This window comes from Thauera chlorobenzoica, from assembly GCF_001922305.1.
Lineage (GTDB): Bacteria > Pseudomonadota > Gammaproteobacteria > Burkholderiales > Rhodocyclaceae > Thauera > Thauera chlorobenzoica.
The window spans coordinates 2628308-2640997 of the sequence record NZ_CP018839.1; the positions used below are offsets into that span (position 1 = coordinate 2628308).

The 12690-nt window shown below is 62.5% G+C and carries 15 protein-coding genes; 5 read left to right on the top strand and 10 right to left on the bottom strand.

The annotated features are described in order from the left end of the window. Window positions 1-132 precede the first annotated feature (132 nt). The 7 genes from Tchl_RS12190 to Tchl_RS12215 all read right to left on the bottom strand — a co-directional run bounded on the left by Tchl_RS12190 (window position 133) and on the right by Tchl_RS12215 (window position 6129). Window positions 133-1173 (bottom strand): hypothetical protein, encoded by a 1041-nt coding sequence (locus tag Tchl_RS12190; RefSeq protein ID WP_232311577.1) that lies wholly within the window; start codon window positions 1171-1173, stop codon window positions 133-135. Continuing rightward, window positions 1160-1330: a hypothetical protein gene (locus Tchl_RS17990; RefSeq protein WP_198158946.1), complete on the bottom strand. Its 171-nt coding sequence runs from the start codon at window positions 1328-1330 to the stop codon at window positions 1160-1162. Before Tchl_RS17990 ends, Tchl_RS12190 begins: the two co-directional genes overlap by 14 nt. Further along, window positions 1327-1557, bottom strand: a complete 231-nt coding sequence (locus tag Tchl_RS12195) for a hypothetical protein (RefSeq protein ID WP_075148660.1) — start codon at window positions 1555-1557, stop codon at window positions 1327-1329. Before Tchl_RS12195 ends, Tchl_RS17990 begins: the two co-directional genes overlap by 4 nt. Continuing rightward, entirely contained in the window at window positions 1554-2156 is a 603-nt protein-coding gene (locus tag Tchl_RS12200) for a hypothetical protein (RefSeq protein ID WP_075148661.1), read from the bottom strand. The genes Tchl_RS12195 and Tchl_RS12200 overlap by 4 nt, the downstream gene beginning before the upstream one ends. 116 nt (window positions 2157-2272) lie before the next feature. Continuing rightward, window positions 2273-2797 carry a FliH/SctL family protein gene (locus tag Tchl_RS12205; protein ID WP_075148662.1) on the bottom strand — a complete coding sequence of 175 codons (525 nt, stop codon included), beginning with the start codon at window positions 2795-2797 and terminating at the stop codon, window positions 2273-2275. Beyond that, on the bottom strand, window positions 2794-5787 hold the full coding sequence (locus tag Tchl_RS12210; protein ID WP_232311578.1) for a DotA/TraY family protein: 2994 nt from the start codon (window positions 5785-5787) through the stop codon (window positions 2794-2796). The genes Tchl_RS12205 and Tchl_RS12210 overlap by 4 nt, the downstream gene beginning before the upstream one ends. A gap of 3 nt (window positions 5788-5790) precedes the next feature. Beyond that, entirely contained in the window at window positions 5791-6129 is a 339-nt protein-coding gene (locus Tchl_RS12215) for a conjugal transfer protein TraD (RefSeq protein ID WP_075148663.1), read from the bottom strand. 485 nt (window positions 6130-6614) lie between these two features. Between Tchl_RS12215 and traA the strand changes: the two genes are divergently transcribed. The 3 genes from traA to Tchl_RS12230 are packed head-to-tail and all read left to right on the top strand — an operon-like array spanning window position 6615 to window position 10353. Next, entirely contained in the window at window positions 6615-9806 is a 3192-nt protein-coding gene (traA, locus tag Tchl_RS12220; protein WP_083945227.1) for a Ti-type conjugative transfer relaxase TraA, read from the top strand. 2 nt (window positions 9807-9808) lie between these two features. Next, window positions 9809-10003, top strand: coding sequence for a hypothetical protein (locus Tchl_RS12225; protein WP_075148665.1), 195 nt, complete (start codon window positions 9809-9811; stop codon window positions 10001-10003). After that, the gene (locus tag Tchl_RS12230; protein ID WP_075148666.1) at window positions 10000-10353 is read left to right on the top strand and encodes a hypothetical protein; all 354 of its coding nucleotides are present in this window, start codon (window positions 10000-10002) and stop codon (window positions 10351-10353) included. The genes Tchl_RS12225 and Tchl_RS12230 overlap by 4 nt, the downstream gene beginning before the upstream one ends. 8 nt (window positions 10354-10361) lie before the next feature. Here Tchl_RS12230 and Tchl_RS12235 read toward each other — a convergent pair whose 3' ends face one another. Continuing rightward, the gene (locus Tchl_RS12235; RefSeq protein ID WP_075148667.1) at window positions 10362-10880 is read right to left on the bottom strand and encodes a hypothetical protein; all 519 of its coding nucleotides are present in this window, start codon (window positions 10878-10880) and stop codon (window positions 10362-10364) included. A 94-nt stretch (window positions 10881-10974) separates the two neighbouring features. Between Tchl_RS12235 and Tchl_RS17995 the strand changes: the two genes are divergently transcribed. After that, window positions 10975-11415 (top strand): hypothetical protein, encoded by a 441-nt coding sequence (locus Tchl_RS17995; protein ID WP_198158947.1) that lies wholly within the window; start codon window positions 10975-10977, stop codon window positions 11413-11415. Then, a complete protein-coding gene (locus tag Tchl_RS12245; protein ID WP_198158948.1) occupies window positions 11412-11708 on the top strand; it encodes a hypothetical protein in 297 nt (98 codons plus the stop codon). The genes Tchl_RS17995 and Tchl_RS12245 overlap by 4 nt, the downstream gene beginning before the upstream one ends. 231 nt (window positions 11709-11939) lie before the next feature. On the opposite strand, the gene Tchl_RS12250 is transcribed toward Tchl_RS12245, so the two are convergent. Together Tchl_RS12250 and Tchl_RS12255 are read right to left on the bottom strand one after the other, a co-directional pair. Beyond that, window positions 11940-12287: a type II toxin-antitoxin system PemK/MazF family toxin gene (locus Tchl_RS12250; RefSeq protein ID WP_075148669.1), complete on the bottom strand. Its 348-nt coding sequence runs from the start codon at window positions 12285-12287 to the stop codon at window positions 11940-11942. Then, complete coding sequence (locus Tchl_RS12255) at window positions 12287-12532, bottom strand: AbrB/MazE/SpoVT family DNA-binding domain-containing protein (RefSeq protein WP_075148670.1); 246 nt, start codon at window positions 12530-12532, stop codon at window positions 12287-12289. The genes Tchl_RS12250 and Tchl_RS12255 overlap by 1 nt, the downstream gene beginning before the upstream one ends. Window positions 12533-12690: the final 158 nt, after the last annotated feature.

Sequence of the window (12690 nt, forward strand, 5' to 3'; positions counted from 1 at the left end):
CGGCCCAGAGTGCTGCGTTGGGTGCGGCTGGTTCGTTGTCGAGAAGCGGGACGGGCATCTGGGCATGGGCAGCGCCGACCATGCCCAGATGCAGAACGGCGGCGACCATCGCCCTCAACATGGCGCTGCCCCTCAGTTAAACAGGCTTCCGATGGACTGTATCCAACTTGAGCTGTCGGAGGCTGGGGGCTGCCGTGCGGGGGTTGGGGCTCTGTTTACGCTCGCGCTCTGCGTACGGTACGAACTGGGCGAAACGTTCGAGAGCTGCCCCTGCAACAATGTGAGCTGAGCATTGAGGTTATTGAGCGTGCCCTGGGCATTGTCGACCACCAACTGATAGGAGGTGCAGTTGTTGTAGCCCTGGGATTGGCAGTTCGAGAGATCCCGCTGCGCTTGCTGCAACTGGTACTCTGCCGGACCAATCTGCGCTTGCACGTTGGCGATCTGCTGATTGAACTCGTTGATCTGGGTGTTGGTGCTGCCCATACTGCCGCCACCAGACCCCGACGTGCCGCCGAAATCGGTCTGGGCGCTGTCAAAACCCGCCTGCGTACCATTGAACGGGTTGGTCCCCACGGTGTAGGAACCCCCGGACGAGCTGCCGTAACCGCTCCCGATAAACGGGTCGATCTGCGAAAGACCTGCTCCCATCTGATTCACTTGGTTGATGGCGTCATTGATCGCGCCCGTAGCGAGTCCTGAAACCTGATTGACCGCGCTACAGACCGTCTTCTGCGCGTACTGCATCACCGCATCCGACGCGGCGCCGACGATGCTGTCCAGGCTGGGGATCGCGAACGAGAGGTCGTAAATCTGGCTCAGGCCGGCGAAACAGCTATTGTTCGGGTCGAACAGCGATTCCGTGTTAACCGGCGTGGCCGCCAAGGTCAGATGGACCTTGAGGGCATCGTCGATGGCCTTTCCGATGCCATTCTCATCGCAATCCTCTGCAGCGGCCTTGATGCCCTGCGCTACCACTGAGGATTGCTGTGAGATCAGCGTACTGTTCGCGTTTACCAGCGTACTGCCACTGCTAGAGCTGACCGCAGACACGGCATACCCGGCGAACATCACCGACGCACCCAACGCGACGCCGGCCGCGAATCGGGTGTTGCTGCGGATGAGCTGGCCGACAGACTCGGCTATTTTTGTGGGCTGGTTACGCATGGGCATGGCGGTTCCTGGTGTTGGTGTTGCGCGGTGCTCGGCCGGCGTGCTTTGGCTGCGGCTTGTCCTGCCGGCCGAGCCAAAGCACGACCAGTTCGGCGATCGCCTGGTCGTGCTCGTGCTGTGCGTTTTGCGGCTGTGCCAATGGATTAGCGGGCATCATTTTTTCGTCCTCGCGAGGTAGTGGAACAGAAGCCAGACCAGCGGCACCAGGTACAGGATCGGGACGACGATGGCGAGGGCCAGCGGAGCCACCAGGTTGTGTAGCGCCGGGTTGTCGAGCTGCCGGTACTCGTGGGCGAATGCCGCCACGGTGGCCACGATACAAAGCGCCTTGGTGACACGCTCGCGCCCGAGGCGCAGCAGAAAGGTGCGGGTCGCGGCCATCATTGGATTCCCCTCACCCACAGCATGTCGCGCAGATAGCGGCCAAACGCACCGTCCACGAAAAGCGTTCCCGTGCGCACTTGCCAGGCGCGGTAGCTCCAGCGGATCGCGTGGATCGAGAACGGCAGGCACAGGCTGAGCACGCTCAGGACAACTAGAACCGGGGCGCCTGCGGCCAGTTGCCACATCGCCGTTAAAAAAACGACAGCGGTCGCCACCCAAAAGGCGCGGGACCTACGTAGATGACTGGCGATGAGCTTGTCGCGCTCTGGATCGCCGAGGAAGGCTAGGCGCTGCTTGCCGCGTGTCTCGGAGCGGGCCTGCACGATGTGGCGAATCTCCGCTGGGTCCTGTGGTGCCAGTACGCCGAACCCGCATTTGGCGGAGCACTCCCACGGATACAGAGAATCGTCGGGCTGGGCATCGGCCGGCAGGTGCATGACACCGCGCCCGCACTCTGGGCACTGCGGATTTTGCAGGCTGTGCCAGAGGTCGCTGATGTAGCCGTGGTTGGCCTTGAGTTGCCGCCAACCAAGGATCGACAGCGGCATATCGACGAAGGTGAACTTGGCTGCGCGTTTTGCGCCGGCAAGGATTTTCATGTGGGCTTTCTCCGGCTCTTGGCTTTCTTGGCGCGGGCGAGAACGGTGTCGGCGACCGCGAGCAGGATGGCCAGCACGGCGGCATCTGGAAAAGTGTGGACTGGCATGTGCACTCCTTAGGGGCTGGGAGACTGGTTTCGATCGGCTTCCGCCGCCTTTTTGGCGTGGTGGACAACTTGGTTCCACCACCCGGCGAGCTGGTCGGCGGTCTTGCGGGCGCGCGAGCGCACAACGCTGTTGTCCTGCGGCATCGAGTCGATCCAGCCTTTTTCGTGCATGTACTCGGCGCGCTTGGCAAAATCGACCACCATCCTGGTGCGCATGGTTTGCGGTGCGTCCTGGAGCACTTCCAAGGCGCTGTCGAGGGCGCAGAGCAAGCTATAGAAGGCGGTGCTCCATTTGCGCGTTTGCTGGCCAGCGTGGCGCACCTGCTCTAGCAGCTCATCGCGGGCGCGGATGGCCTCATCGCGCTCGGCGGTGAGGCGGTCCACCAGCGGTCCCCATTGTTCCTCGACCTCTTTGTGCCAGCGAGCGACAACATCGTTGTGGCCATCTGCATAGCCAGCTGCGTGCCCTTGCTCATATCCGCGGCGTAGACCGATCACGTGTCCGGTGGCCTCGGCGTTGTAGTCGTAGCTCATGCAGGTTTGCTCTCGTTGGCTATAGCGCGGCCGTGGTTGATGACATCGTCGCCCTGCTCGGGCATTGGGCTGTAGCGGCTGTCGTAGCCGTTGCTGACATCCTTCGCGGCGCCTAGCGAAGCCGCTCTGTGCGATGAGGAAGCCGCTTCGCGCTGCTCCAGCGGGTCATGGCCGCCGCCGGTAGCGGCTCCCGAGTCGACCTCGGCAGTGCTCCCTATGTCTGCTCTGCTAGAGAGTATGCCATTAGGTTTGCCGTCGGCCGTGACCAAGCTCGCGTTGGCTCGCTCACCAAGAGCTGCGCTGTTGCCGGCGGAGCCGAGAGCGAGCACGGTGTTGCTCGCCTGTGCGCCTGCGAATGCAGGACGCGCGGCGCTGCCAGATCTCGCCAATTCGGTGAATTCGGCATCGGCGATGTCGGCGCGGTCGCCCCAGCGGCTAATCACGCCCTGCGCCCCGGTTTTGAGCGTTGACGCGGCGGAGGCGCTGCGCGTCGGCCCGCTGGGCGCTGCGGATCTGCTCGATGTGGACGGAGCCGCGTCGGCGTGCTGTGGCGCCACACCTTGCCCGTTGGCATTTAGCAGGCGCGAGTGATTGCCGCCGCTGCGGCCACCGCCACCGTTACCCGAGGGGCCGTTTGGCCCGCTGAGACTGCCTGCGCCACCGGGGTCGCCGTTGAGGCGATGGTCTTTGTGGTTGGTGTCCGCAGTAGGCTTAGGTGCAGCCCCCCCCTGCAATGCACTCGGGCCGTACTTCTCGGATTGGCTGCGCATCTGTTCGGTGGCTTGGGTTTCGCCCATGCTGCTGATGCCCGCGCCGATCCACCGCAGCACGGTGTCCGGCAGGCTCTGCGAGAGTCCGAACACCATGTAGACCACGGGCAGCAGCACGAATCCGAACATGATCAGCCAATTTTTCCACTGGAGGAATTCGACCAGCCAGCCCAGCGATTCTGCCGATGCGACGTTCGCCGAGTACATCGCCCAGAACGCCTTGCTGATGTATCCGATGACCGGATTTGCCACCAGCATGGCTGCAAAGAGGCCAACAATGATGAGCGCCGGCCGGATGAATAGGGACAACAGCAGCAGATAGCCCTGCGTCTGGCTACCGACGAATGTGCGATCGGGCGTCATATGCATCACCGCCCAGAGAGGCGCAGCGATCACCGACTGGAGCACCGCGAGAATCCAGCCGACCACCGCAACCATGAATATGGTGTACGGGAGGCTGGGCAGGAAGACGCCAAAGTAGAACGCCAGCCGGCCCAGCCAGGTTGTGACCTCGGCGAGCGGGGTCAGGAAGTTGTAGACCACCCAATTCAGCACGGTGTCGACCAGCGGCGTGGCGTCGACCTTGTTGCCAAACAAGCTCACGCTGCCAACCGAGGCGGCCGTCGCCTTGAGGCCGGACAGCGAGGTGTGCACGAGCTTATCAACGGCAAAGCCAGTGGACTGCAAGAGCGCCAGAATGTCGCCCGTGGTTTTAATCCTGGCGATCGCGTCCACATCGCCATCGGTGCCGATCATGGTCGCCGTTACGCGCTCCATGCCGCGCCCGATGAGGTTGGCCATCAGACTGTCGCCGCGACTGCCGAGCGTGTCGATGGACAAGTCCTCGATTCCGGACGGCACCAGTGCCGCCTTGAAGTCGGCGGCGCGAGGCGTGGTCGGGCTTGTGTAACTCGCGCCAGACAGCGATTTGCTGATGATCGTGTTGTAGATCGTTGTGTAGCTGGAGTGGGCAAGCTGTGCGTGCGGTCCTTGCGGCAGCGTGTTGAGATTCGGTGCGGTAGCCTGCGCGACGCTCTCAGCGTAGATTCGGCCCATTTCCTCGCGGATTCCGCCGAGGCGCTGGTAGAAGCCGCCCGCCATCGCCCAGCCGTCTTTGGTGATGTCACGCACGTACTGCTGCATGATCCTCTTGAGCGTGCTGTCCGCTGCGATCTGCTCGTTTAGCCTGGTCGCCATGGTGTTTTGCGCCTGGTTCACGATCTGGTTAAAACGATCGCTTTGGACGTTTTCCCAGCCAGAATCGTTGACCGTGGCCGGCCACTCGGCGACCCATTGCTCGATCTCGAGCATCACCTGGTTGATCGCATCCGCCTTGGCATTGAGCGCCGCGAAGCGGATTGCAGACAAGGCGGCGGCGTTGTCCTGAATCTTCGCCGGGTCGAAAATCGATGCCGCCGCTACTGTTGTCTCCGTGGCGATGGCGGTGGGGGCACCGAGCTGGTACACCTTGACGCTGCCACAGATTGGCACGGTCCCGCCAAGATTTGTCTCTGGATTGCGATCCCGCATGTAGTAGATCGCCGCCACTTTGCCGTCGCCCTCATCGATGCTCTGGTCCGGGCCGGCGCCCGCGTTGACGTTCGGCGTTCCGCCGCCGGACGCCGAGTAAGTGGCATTAACGGTGCGGCGGCACCAGGAAACAGCCAAATATTCCTGCGCGAACTGCCGCACGTCGTACAGCGGATAGTCTGGGTTGGGCTTCGCCCCGCTCCCGAGTCCCATCTGGGCGCTCACCGCCGTGAGTGAGCCGTTGACGATTCCGTTCTCAACTCCGATGGAAAAAAGGCTGTTGGCGAAGCCCACGCCCCACAGCGCGAACATCATCACAACCAGCTGGATGAAGCTGTAGCCGCTTGCGCTGGGCAGCAGGACGCTGCCGCCGGCGACGATCCGCACTGGCGTCCAAAGCGACGACCAGTTTTTCCCCATCGCCTCGCCTTCGTTGGCGGTGTTCGTCACCGCCATGATCGCGATGTAGCTCACGATCAGGCTGGCAAGCACCATGAGGCCGGAATTAAAAACGGAAAAGATCGAGCCGAGCGCGGACGCCGAGGCAAATACAATGTCCGGGTCTGCACCTTGCGTGAGCTTCTCGACGACTGGTCCGAATATCCATTGGAGGACGCCGACCGACACGTCGGCGCAAGGCCCATCTGGATCGCAGGGCGAGAAGGGCATGGATGGATCGGCGGCTGCCATGAGTTACCCCTGCGCCTGTGCTGCAGCTGAACTTCGGTTTTCGTTCTCTTGCTGGTTGAGCAGGGCGTCACCCATCGCCTTGCAGCGGGCGGCGTACTGCTGATCCTGTTGGCGCTGCGCGGCATCGAGCAGCGCACCCAACAAAAAGCCCTTGTCTGCGTCTGTCAGTTGTGCGAGCACGACCAGACCGCCGAGGCGGATTTTTCGGTTCGCGTCCTCTTTGCGTTCGCGCTGCTTGGTTGCAGCCTGCTCGCGGGCTTTCCGCTTTCGCGCCTGTTCCTTGATCTGCTTTAGCCGCTGTTCGGCTTCTACCAGTCGTTCCTCAATCGTCTTTCGTGCCATCTGGTTTGCGCTCCTGTGTCGGATTGTCGACGGACGAATTCTGCCGCAGATTAACAACTCGCGCAAGCGAATATTGTGAGTTGTTAAAATGGCGCGGCGTGGTGGCGTTGGTGTGCCTGTTTTTGGCTTGCCTAGTTCTTGTGTTGTCTGCCTTGTTAGCGTTTAAGCTTGCAGGAATTGGATTTATGCGCTGTTTGCCTTTTCTGGTTCTGGTGTTTGATGTTGGCCTTGTTGGATGTTGGTGCTTGTTGTCAGCTCAATAAATATCGTTTTAATTGTTTCTGTTCTTTGGGTTTTTGGGTAGCATTTAGGCGTGGCAGTTGGCAGGGCGGTGGCGGTGCGGCGGTTTCCCGAGCGAGAGCGAAGGGCGCACTTAGTGCAATCCCTGCGGGATTGCGTGCGCCCTGCCGGGGGCCGCCTGCCGCGGGCCTCTGGCGCGATGCGCCCAACAGCGCCCGCCCTGATTGGCGGGCTTTGAACGGAGGATGTTTTCAGTGGTGGTGCAGCAAGGCCGGTGCGCTCACAAAGCAGGGTTGGCGCGCAGCGAGGGGCGAAGCTCCACCGCTGCGGCCGCCTATCGCGCTGGCGTCTGCATCACCGATGAGCGCACCGGGGAGGTGTTCGACTACACCCGCAAAGGCGGGGTGGAGCACAGCGAAATCATCGTGCCGGAGAAGGCGCACGCCGACCTGCAACGCATGGCCGACATGAGCCGATCTACCGACCCGAACGCACAGAGCGAAGGGCAGGCCGCTTTCTGGAACGCGAACGAGAAAGCGCACAAGCGCGGCGACGCCACCGTGGCCCGCGAAATCGAAACCGATCTGCCGTGGGAGCTATCCGCAGACGACCGCAAGCAGCTTGCGCTGGAGTTCGGCGCGGAACTGTCGGAACGCTACGGCGTAGGCGTGCAGGTGTCGATTCATGAGCCGCGCACCGTCACCGACCGCGACCTCGAACAGAACCCCGGCCAGTTCCATGTCGCCGACCCGGAAACAGGCCGCCGCCATAACGGCAATTGGCACGTCCATTACCTGCTGGCCGCCAAGGAACTAAACGAGCAGGGATTCGGGAACAAGGCGCGTGCGCTTGACCCGACCGCCGCCCGTTTTGATGGCACTGAGCAGGCCGCGAACTGGACGCGGCCACGCTGGGAATCCAAGGTGCAGGACAAGCTCAACGAGCGCGGAATTGATAAGCTCTATACGACCCGCAGCAAGGACGACACGCGGGCGCTGCTGATCGAGCGCGGCCAGTACGAACTGGCGGCACAGATCGGCGAGCCGACCAAGCACATGGGCCATGCCGCCGCCGCGCTGGAACGTAGGGGCGAGCAGACCCAAGTCGGCGACCTGAACCGGACGATAAAAGAGGGCAACACCCAGCACGCTGAACGGGCCGATCTCGCAACGTCGGTGCTTGACCGTCTGACCGAGCAGCAATCCACCTTCACCGACCGCGACCTGTACCGCGAAATCTGCAAGCAGTCTGACGAGCGGCTGGGCGATCAACTGCACGAGACTGTGGCGCAGTGCATCGGGCGGAATGATGTGTTTCTGCTGGGCGCCGACGACCGGGGCAACGTCCGCATGACCACGCGTCAAATGCAGGACATCGAGCGGCGCATGGTCGATCAATCGACCGCCCGCCGTAGCGAGGGGCAGCACCCGGTCGATTCCGCCCGCCTCGATCATCACGCCAAGAAAAACGGCCTGTCCGACGAGCAGGCCGCCGCCCTGCATCACATGAGCGGCAAGGATGGCGTTTCGCTGGTTGAGGGCATGGCCGGAACCGGCAAATCCACCATGATGAAAGCCGCCAGCGAGGCATGGCAGGAAGCAGGCTATCAGGTGCGCGGCGCAGCCCTCGCAGGCAAGGCTGCTGACGGACTGCAACAGGGCGCGGGCATCAAGTCGCAAACCGTGCATTCCCTGCTGATGGCGCTGGACGGCGGGCGCGACAAGCTCAACTCGAAAACCATCCTCTGCATCGACGAGGCGGGGATGCTTTCCAGCAATCTGACCTCGCGCCTGGTCGAGTACGCGGGCAAGGCCGGGGCCAAGCTGGTGATGATTGGCGACGACCGCCAACTGCAACCGATCCAAGCGGGCGGGGCGTTCAAGGCACTGAAAGACGAACTCGGCGCGGCGAAGCTCTCCACCATCTACCGGCAGCGCGACGAGTGGGCGCGGGATGCCGTCCATTCGTTCGCAGATGGCGACGCAGGAAAGGCCATTGCCGCCTACGCCCAGCGCGGCCTTGTGGGTGTGGGCACTGATGCTGACGACACGAAAAAGCGCCTTGTCAGCGACTGGAATAGCCAGCGCACCGACGATGGCCGCAGTTCGATCATGTTGGCAGGCACCCGGAAGGATGTTCGCGACCTCAATGAGCTGGCCCGAGGCGAGCGCGTCAAGGCGGGTGAGATCGAGCAGGGCGAGCGGGTCAGGACGGATCAGGGCGAGCGCGAATTCGCCAATGGCGACCGCCTTGTATTCCTGAAAAACGACAAGGCCACGGGCGTTAAAAACGGCCAGCTTGGCACTGTGGAAACCATCGAGCGCGACGGTGAGCACCACCGGCTTTCCGTACGTGGCGATGACGGCAAGCTCGCGACGTTCAGCACCCGCGACTACGACCGCCTAGACCACGGTTATGCAACCACCGTGCATAAGGCGCAGGGCGTCACCGTGGATCGTGCCTATGTCCTCACCGGCAAGATGCACGACCGGGAGCTGTCCTACGTTTCCATGTCGCGCAGCAGGCAGGAAACCCGACTTTACATCGACGCAGGCAAGTACAAATCCGCCGCCGCCGTGGCGCGGCAGATGAACCAGAGCCACCAGAAGGGCACGACGCTGGACGCCGTTCGCGAGCGCCCGGACTGGAAGCAACTGCAAGGGCTAGCCGCATCGTCTGGCAACCCATCCCACGACGCCACCAAGCAGCCCACGCAGCAGGTGCAGGAGCGGGCGCAGCACCCCGAACTCACCAAGGACGAGCTACTGGCCCGAATTCGCGCTAAGGCGGGCGAGAGCCAGCAGCAGGGAGCTGCGCCACAGCCGAAGCAGGCCACGGCAGCGCCGAAGCCGGAACAGGTCGCCCAGCCGGAGCGGGAGCAGCCGCCAGTGCCGCGTATGACGCGGGAGGAAATCGACCGGGCGCTCAGGGCACCGGAGCCGCCCGTGCCGAATCGGGAGCTTGTCGAGGAAGCGGCCATCGGCGGCCACTTGCGCGACATGCGGGCCACCCTCGAGACGCAGTTCCGCGAGCAGTACGGCGAGCGGCCAGAGAAGGCCGGGTTTTTCCGCAACAAACAGAAGGCATGGGACAGGGCGCACAGCGAGATCGACACCGCCGTGCAGGCCCGCCGCGAGTTTCTACGGAGCGACGACCCGCGAGCGGTCGGGTTCCGGGAGAACGCTTGGGAGAAGGCCAGCGAGGACTTCGACGCCAAGTTTAAGAAGTGGAACGGCAACCGCTGGACCGCGATCCAGCAGACCGGGCCACAACTGCAACCGCAACCACAGGAGCAATCCGACATGAGCAACAACAACCGGGAGAACGAGTGCCGGAAGGCCCCGCAGGAGCAACTGCGCCGTCATCAGCAGGCCGAGCAGGAGAAAAAGCAGCAGCAAGAGCGTAGCTGCAATAACAGCTTTGGGCAGGAGATGTGAGCATGGACAGCGCACTGGCAAGCCTTGAGAATAAGTTGGCCGACGTGTTGGACGCACTCAATGCCGACCGGATCGACGCCGCCAAGATGGCGGCACTTGAACTTCGGATGCGCCTGCACCACACGAAGGAAGAATGGGAGGCGCTGAAATCGGCACTGGCCCAGCATGGCGTCCGCTTTGGAGAGCCGCCCGCATGAGCGTCTGGAAATTCGACGAGAACCGGGCGGCGTTTGGCCCGGCCTCGCTGGATGAGATCGAGGCCGACCCGTGCGGCCTCTACATCCTCTGGCGGGGTGATGAGGTCATGGTGCGTGAGGATGGCATCGAGCGTCCCATGCCGGAGCGGCTGACCGTGGCAGGTGTGCCATTCGACCGCGAGCTGTTCGAGCCGCTGCCGATCCCCTCCCGCTGCTACGACGAGGGGCACGCCCGGATCAGCGCGGAGCTATACGGCCCCGCCGGCAAGCTGTCCAAAACCGAGGCGGACAGCTTGCGCGATGAAATGCGGCGGGACGGGCAGTGGGCGCGGGAGCGGCTCAAAAAGTGACAGCAACCTCAAGCCCCGCTCTGCGGGGCTTTCTTCTTCTCGGGCGGGATGAAGTCAGGTAAGGTATCCAGCGCTGAAAAATCGTCCTCGGTATATACGACCGTATAGACGGGACGCCCGCGTGGCCGTGGCGGGCGCTCATGTCCTGCCCGCGTCATCGAGCGTTCCAGTGCGTCTATCAAATCCCAAATCCGGGCCGGGTCTTCGACCGTGCCCGCGCCAATGTCCAGCGCCATGCAGGAGCGCGTCATCACGCCATCGAGGGTATCCAGCACGGCGGCCAGCTTTTCGCGGGCGACGGCCTGCTGCTGTGCCCGTTTCCATTCCTCGAATTCGGCCTTTTCCTGCGGCGTCAGCAAGGCTTCGACTTCAGGCGGCAGGCGCGGATCATCGACCTTGAAGGACCCGATCATTACCTGCCTTCCGCGCTTGTTCACAGGGTCGTAGCTGTAGCGCATCAACTGGACGGTCTGGCCCTGCCGGATATTGCCGGCTTTGTCGCGGTAGGTGCGGCTACGGAATTGCATAGTCTAGGTCTATCTCTGGTTGCATTGTCAGCTTATATTATGAGTTGATAAAATAGGCTAGTCACGCGAAAAGAGGGGCTATTTGATGGGGAGCGTGACGGTTGCCGACCTCATCGAGCAGCTACGCAAGCTGCCGCCCGAGCTGCCCGTACTGGTCGAGGGCTACGAGACGGGATGGGATGCCATATACGACATCCGCACCAGTTATTTGATACGCAATGCGCAAGCCAACGACTGGGATGGCGAGTACGAGGAACCGGGCAAGGCGGAGCCAAAACCCGGCTTGCCGCATCAAGCGGCGTTGATCGTCGGCAGACGAGGCCATCGGCGTGAGTCGTTGAAACCCCTGCACGCTCTCTATACGCTGGTCGACTATCCCGTGCTGGCCGCACTGGCAGCCGAGCGCACGCAGGCCACCCGGCTGGATGGCCGTGCCTGCCGAGCCATCTATGAAAATGCACGGCAGCGCATCGACTGGCAGGCCATGCCGACCCATGAGCGCGATTTTGCGCAGCGGCTGGGCGTTGTGCCATGAGCGCAGCCCGCGACATCGAGCGGGCCATGCTGGAGCGATGCCGCCAGATCGCCACCACGCCGGGCGAAAAACCCCGCGATCAGGCTGAGGCCAACGTCTGCCGACTCGCCGGGACGATTGTTCGCATCCGATACCCCGAGGCAGGAGCGCGGCTGTTTGATGCAGCCACGCGCTACTTTGCCGACCACCCCGAACACGAACTGCCGTCCGCCGAAGTCGTGCGGCGCGGCTGGATCATCAACGCCCCGCGACTGCGAGATCGACTAGAGCGCCTTTTGGGTAATGGTTCTTAGCGTTTCATCGTGATCAGCAACGGGTAGGGCGGCCCTAGGCCGACGCGCTGGCCGCCTTTGCGGGACACGCCCGGTTCGCCTGTGAAGTGAGCGGTGCAGCAATGCCGCCAGCAGCAGGAACCCACCGAATCGACCCAGGCGCGGCTCAATGCCGCGGCTGGGCGCAGTAGGAATCTCCGGCATTCATGCCGGGGAGGATGTATGCCGCCCAGCTTCCCGTTTATACCCCCTCTATTCAAACAAGATGGCTTCGATTCGGGCCAAGGCTTCATTAACGATGTACTGCGGCACCGTTTCCTTGAGGCGCACATTCCGAGCCCGCCAGTCCAGCGACTTTAACTGGTGGCAATGCACTGCGCCTTGAGTGTCGGTGCCAACCCCCATTAGTGCGACGACAGTCCCGTAGGTACGAGCGGCAGCAGCGGCTCCCTGAGAAATCGGGCAAATCATCGCCAGACCTTGCTGGTTAAAGACCTTGCCACTCAGGACAAGGCCGAAATGCGGGCCTTTCATCTCCCGACCGGAGGAGGGGTCGAAATCAAGATGCACGATGTCGCCACGGTTCGGCAGATAGGCCATCAGCCGTTCTCCAGTCCAACCGAGGGCATTTCATCCCATCCTTCGATTCGTGGCAGCCCTTCCGGCATTTCAGCCATTAGGTCGGACAGTTTGTAACGCGGGCGGGTCGGTGCCTCGACAGTCATCTTCTTGCCCAGGAGATGCAGTTCCACCTGGGAGCCTTCGCTCAGGCCGTTCTGGTCGATAAACACCTTGGGCACGGTCATTACGAGCGAGCCGCCAGCTTTGCGTAGGGTTTGCAGCATACGAACCTCCTACAAATCACGTAGTCCTATTCTAGTATAACTTCGTGTTTTACTCAAGTAGAACATTTACAGGGCGGTGGCGACTATCGCCCTCAATCCTAAATCCGCTCGCATTGTGGTTGTATGGTGTGCCTAGTATGGCAATAGTGCGGTAACAC

Bases quoted from the DNA above. Each gene is read 5' to 3' on its own strand.
- Tchl_RS12255 (WP_075148670.1), bottom strand. From the start codon at position 12,532: ATGCTGCAAACCCTACGCAAAGCTGGCGGCTCGCTCGTAATGACCGTG.
- Tchl_RS12195 (WP_075148660.1), bottom strand. From the start codon at position 1,557: ATGATGGCCGCGACCCGCACCTTTCTGCTGCGCCTCGGGCGCGAGCGT.
- Tchl_RS17990 (WP_198158946.1), bottom strand. From the start codon at position 1,330: ATGATGCCCGCTAATCCATTGGCACAGCCGCAAAACGCACAGCACGAG.
- Tchl_RS12200 (WP_075148661.1), bottom strand. From the start codon at position 2,156: ATGAAAATCCTTGCCGGCGCAAAACGCGCAGCCAAGTTCACCTTCGTC.
- Tchl_RS12225 (WP_075148665.1), top strand. From the start codon at position 9,809: ATGGACAGCGCACTGGCAAGCCTTGAGAATAAGTTGGCCGACGTGTTG.
- traA (WP_083945227.1), top strand. From the start codon at position 6,615: ATGTTTTCAGTGGTGGTGCAGCAAGGCCGGTGCGCTCACAAAGCAGGG.
- Tchl_RS12235 (WP_075148667.1), bottom strand. From the start codon at position 10,880: ATGCAATTCCGTAGCCGCACCTACCGCGACAAAGCCGGCAATATCCGG.
- Tchl_RS12245 (WP_198158948.1), top strand. From the start codon at position 11,412: ATGAGCGCAGCCCGCGACATCGAGCGGGCCATGCTGGAGCGATGCCGC.
- Tchl_RS12210 (WP_232311578.1), bottom strand. From the start codon at position 5,787: ATGGCAGCCGCCGATCCATCCATGCCCTTCTCGCCCTGCGATCCAGAT.
- Tchl_RS12190 (WP_232311577.1), bottom strand. From the start codon at position 1,173: ATGCCCATGCGTAACCAGCCCACAAAAATAGCCGAGTCTGTCGGCCAG.
- Tchl_RS12205 (WP_075148662.1), bottom strand. From the start codon at position 2,797: ATGAGCTACGACTACAACGCCGAGGCCACCGGACACGTGATCGGTCTA.
- Tchl_RS12250 (WP_075148669.1), bottom strand. From the start codon at position 12,287: ATGGCCTATCTGCCGAACCGTGGCGACATCGTGCATCTTGATTTCGAC.
- Tchl_RS12230 (WP_075148666.1), top strand. From the start codon at position 10,000: ATGAGCGTCTGGAAATTCGACGAGAACCGGGCGGCGTTTGGCCCGGCC.
- Tchl_RS12215 (WP_075148663.1), bottom strand. From the start codon at position 6,129: ATGGCACGAAAGACGATTGAGGAACGACTGGTAGAAGCCGAACAGCGG.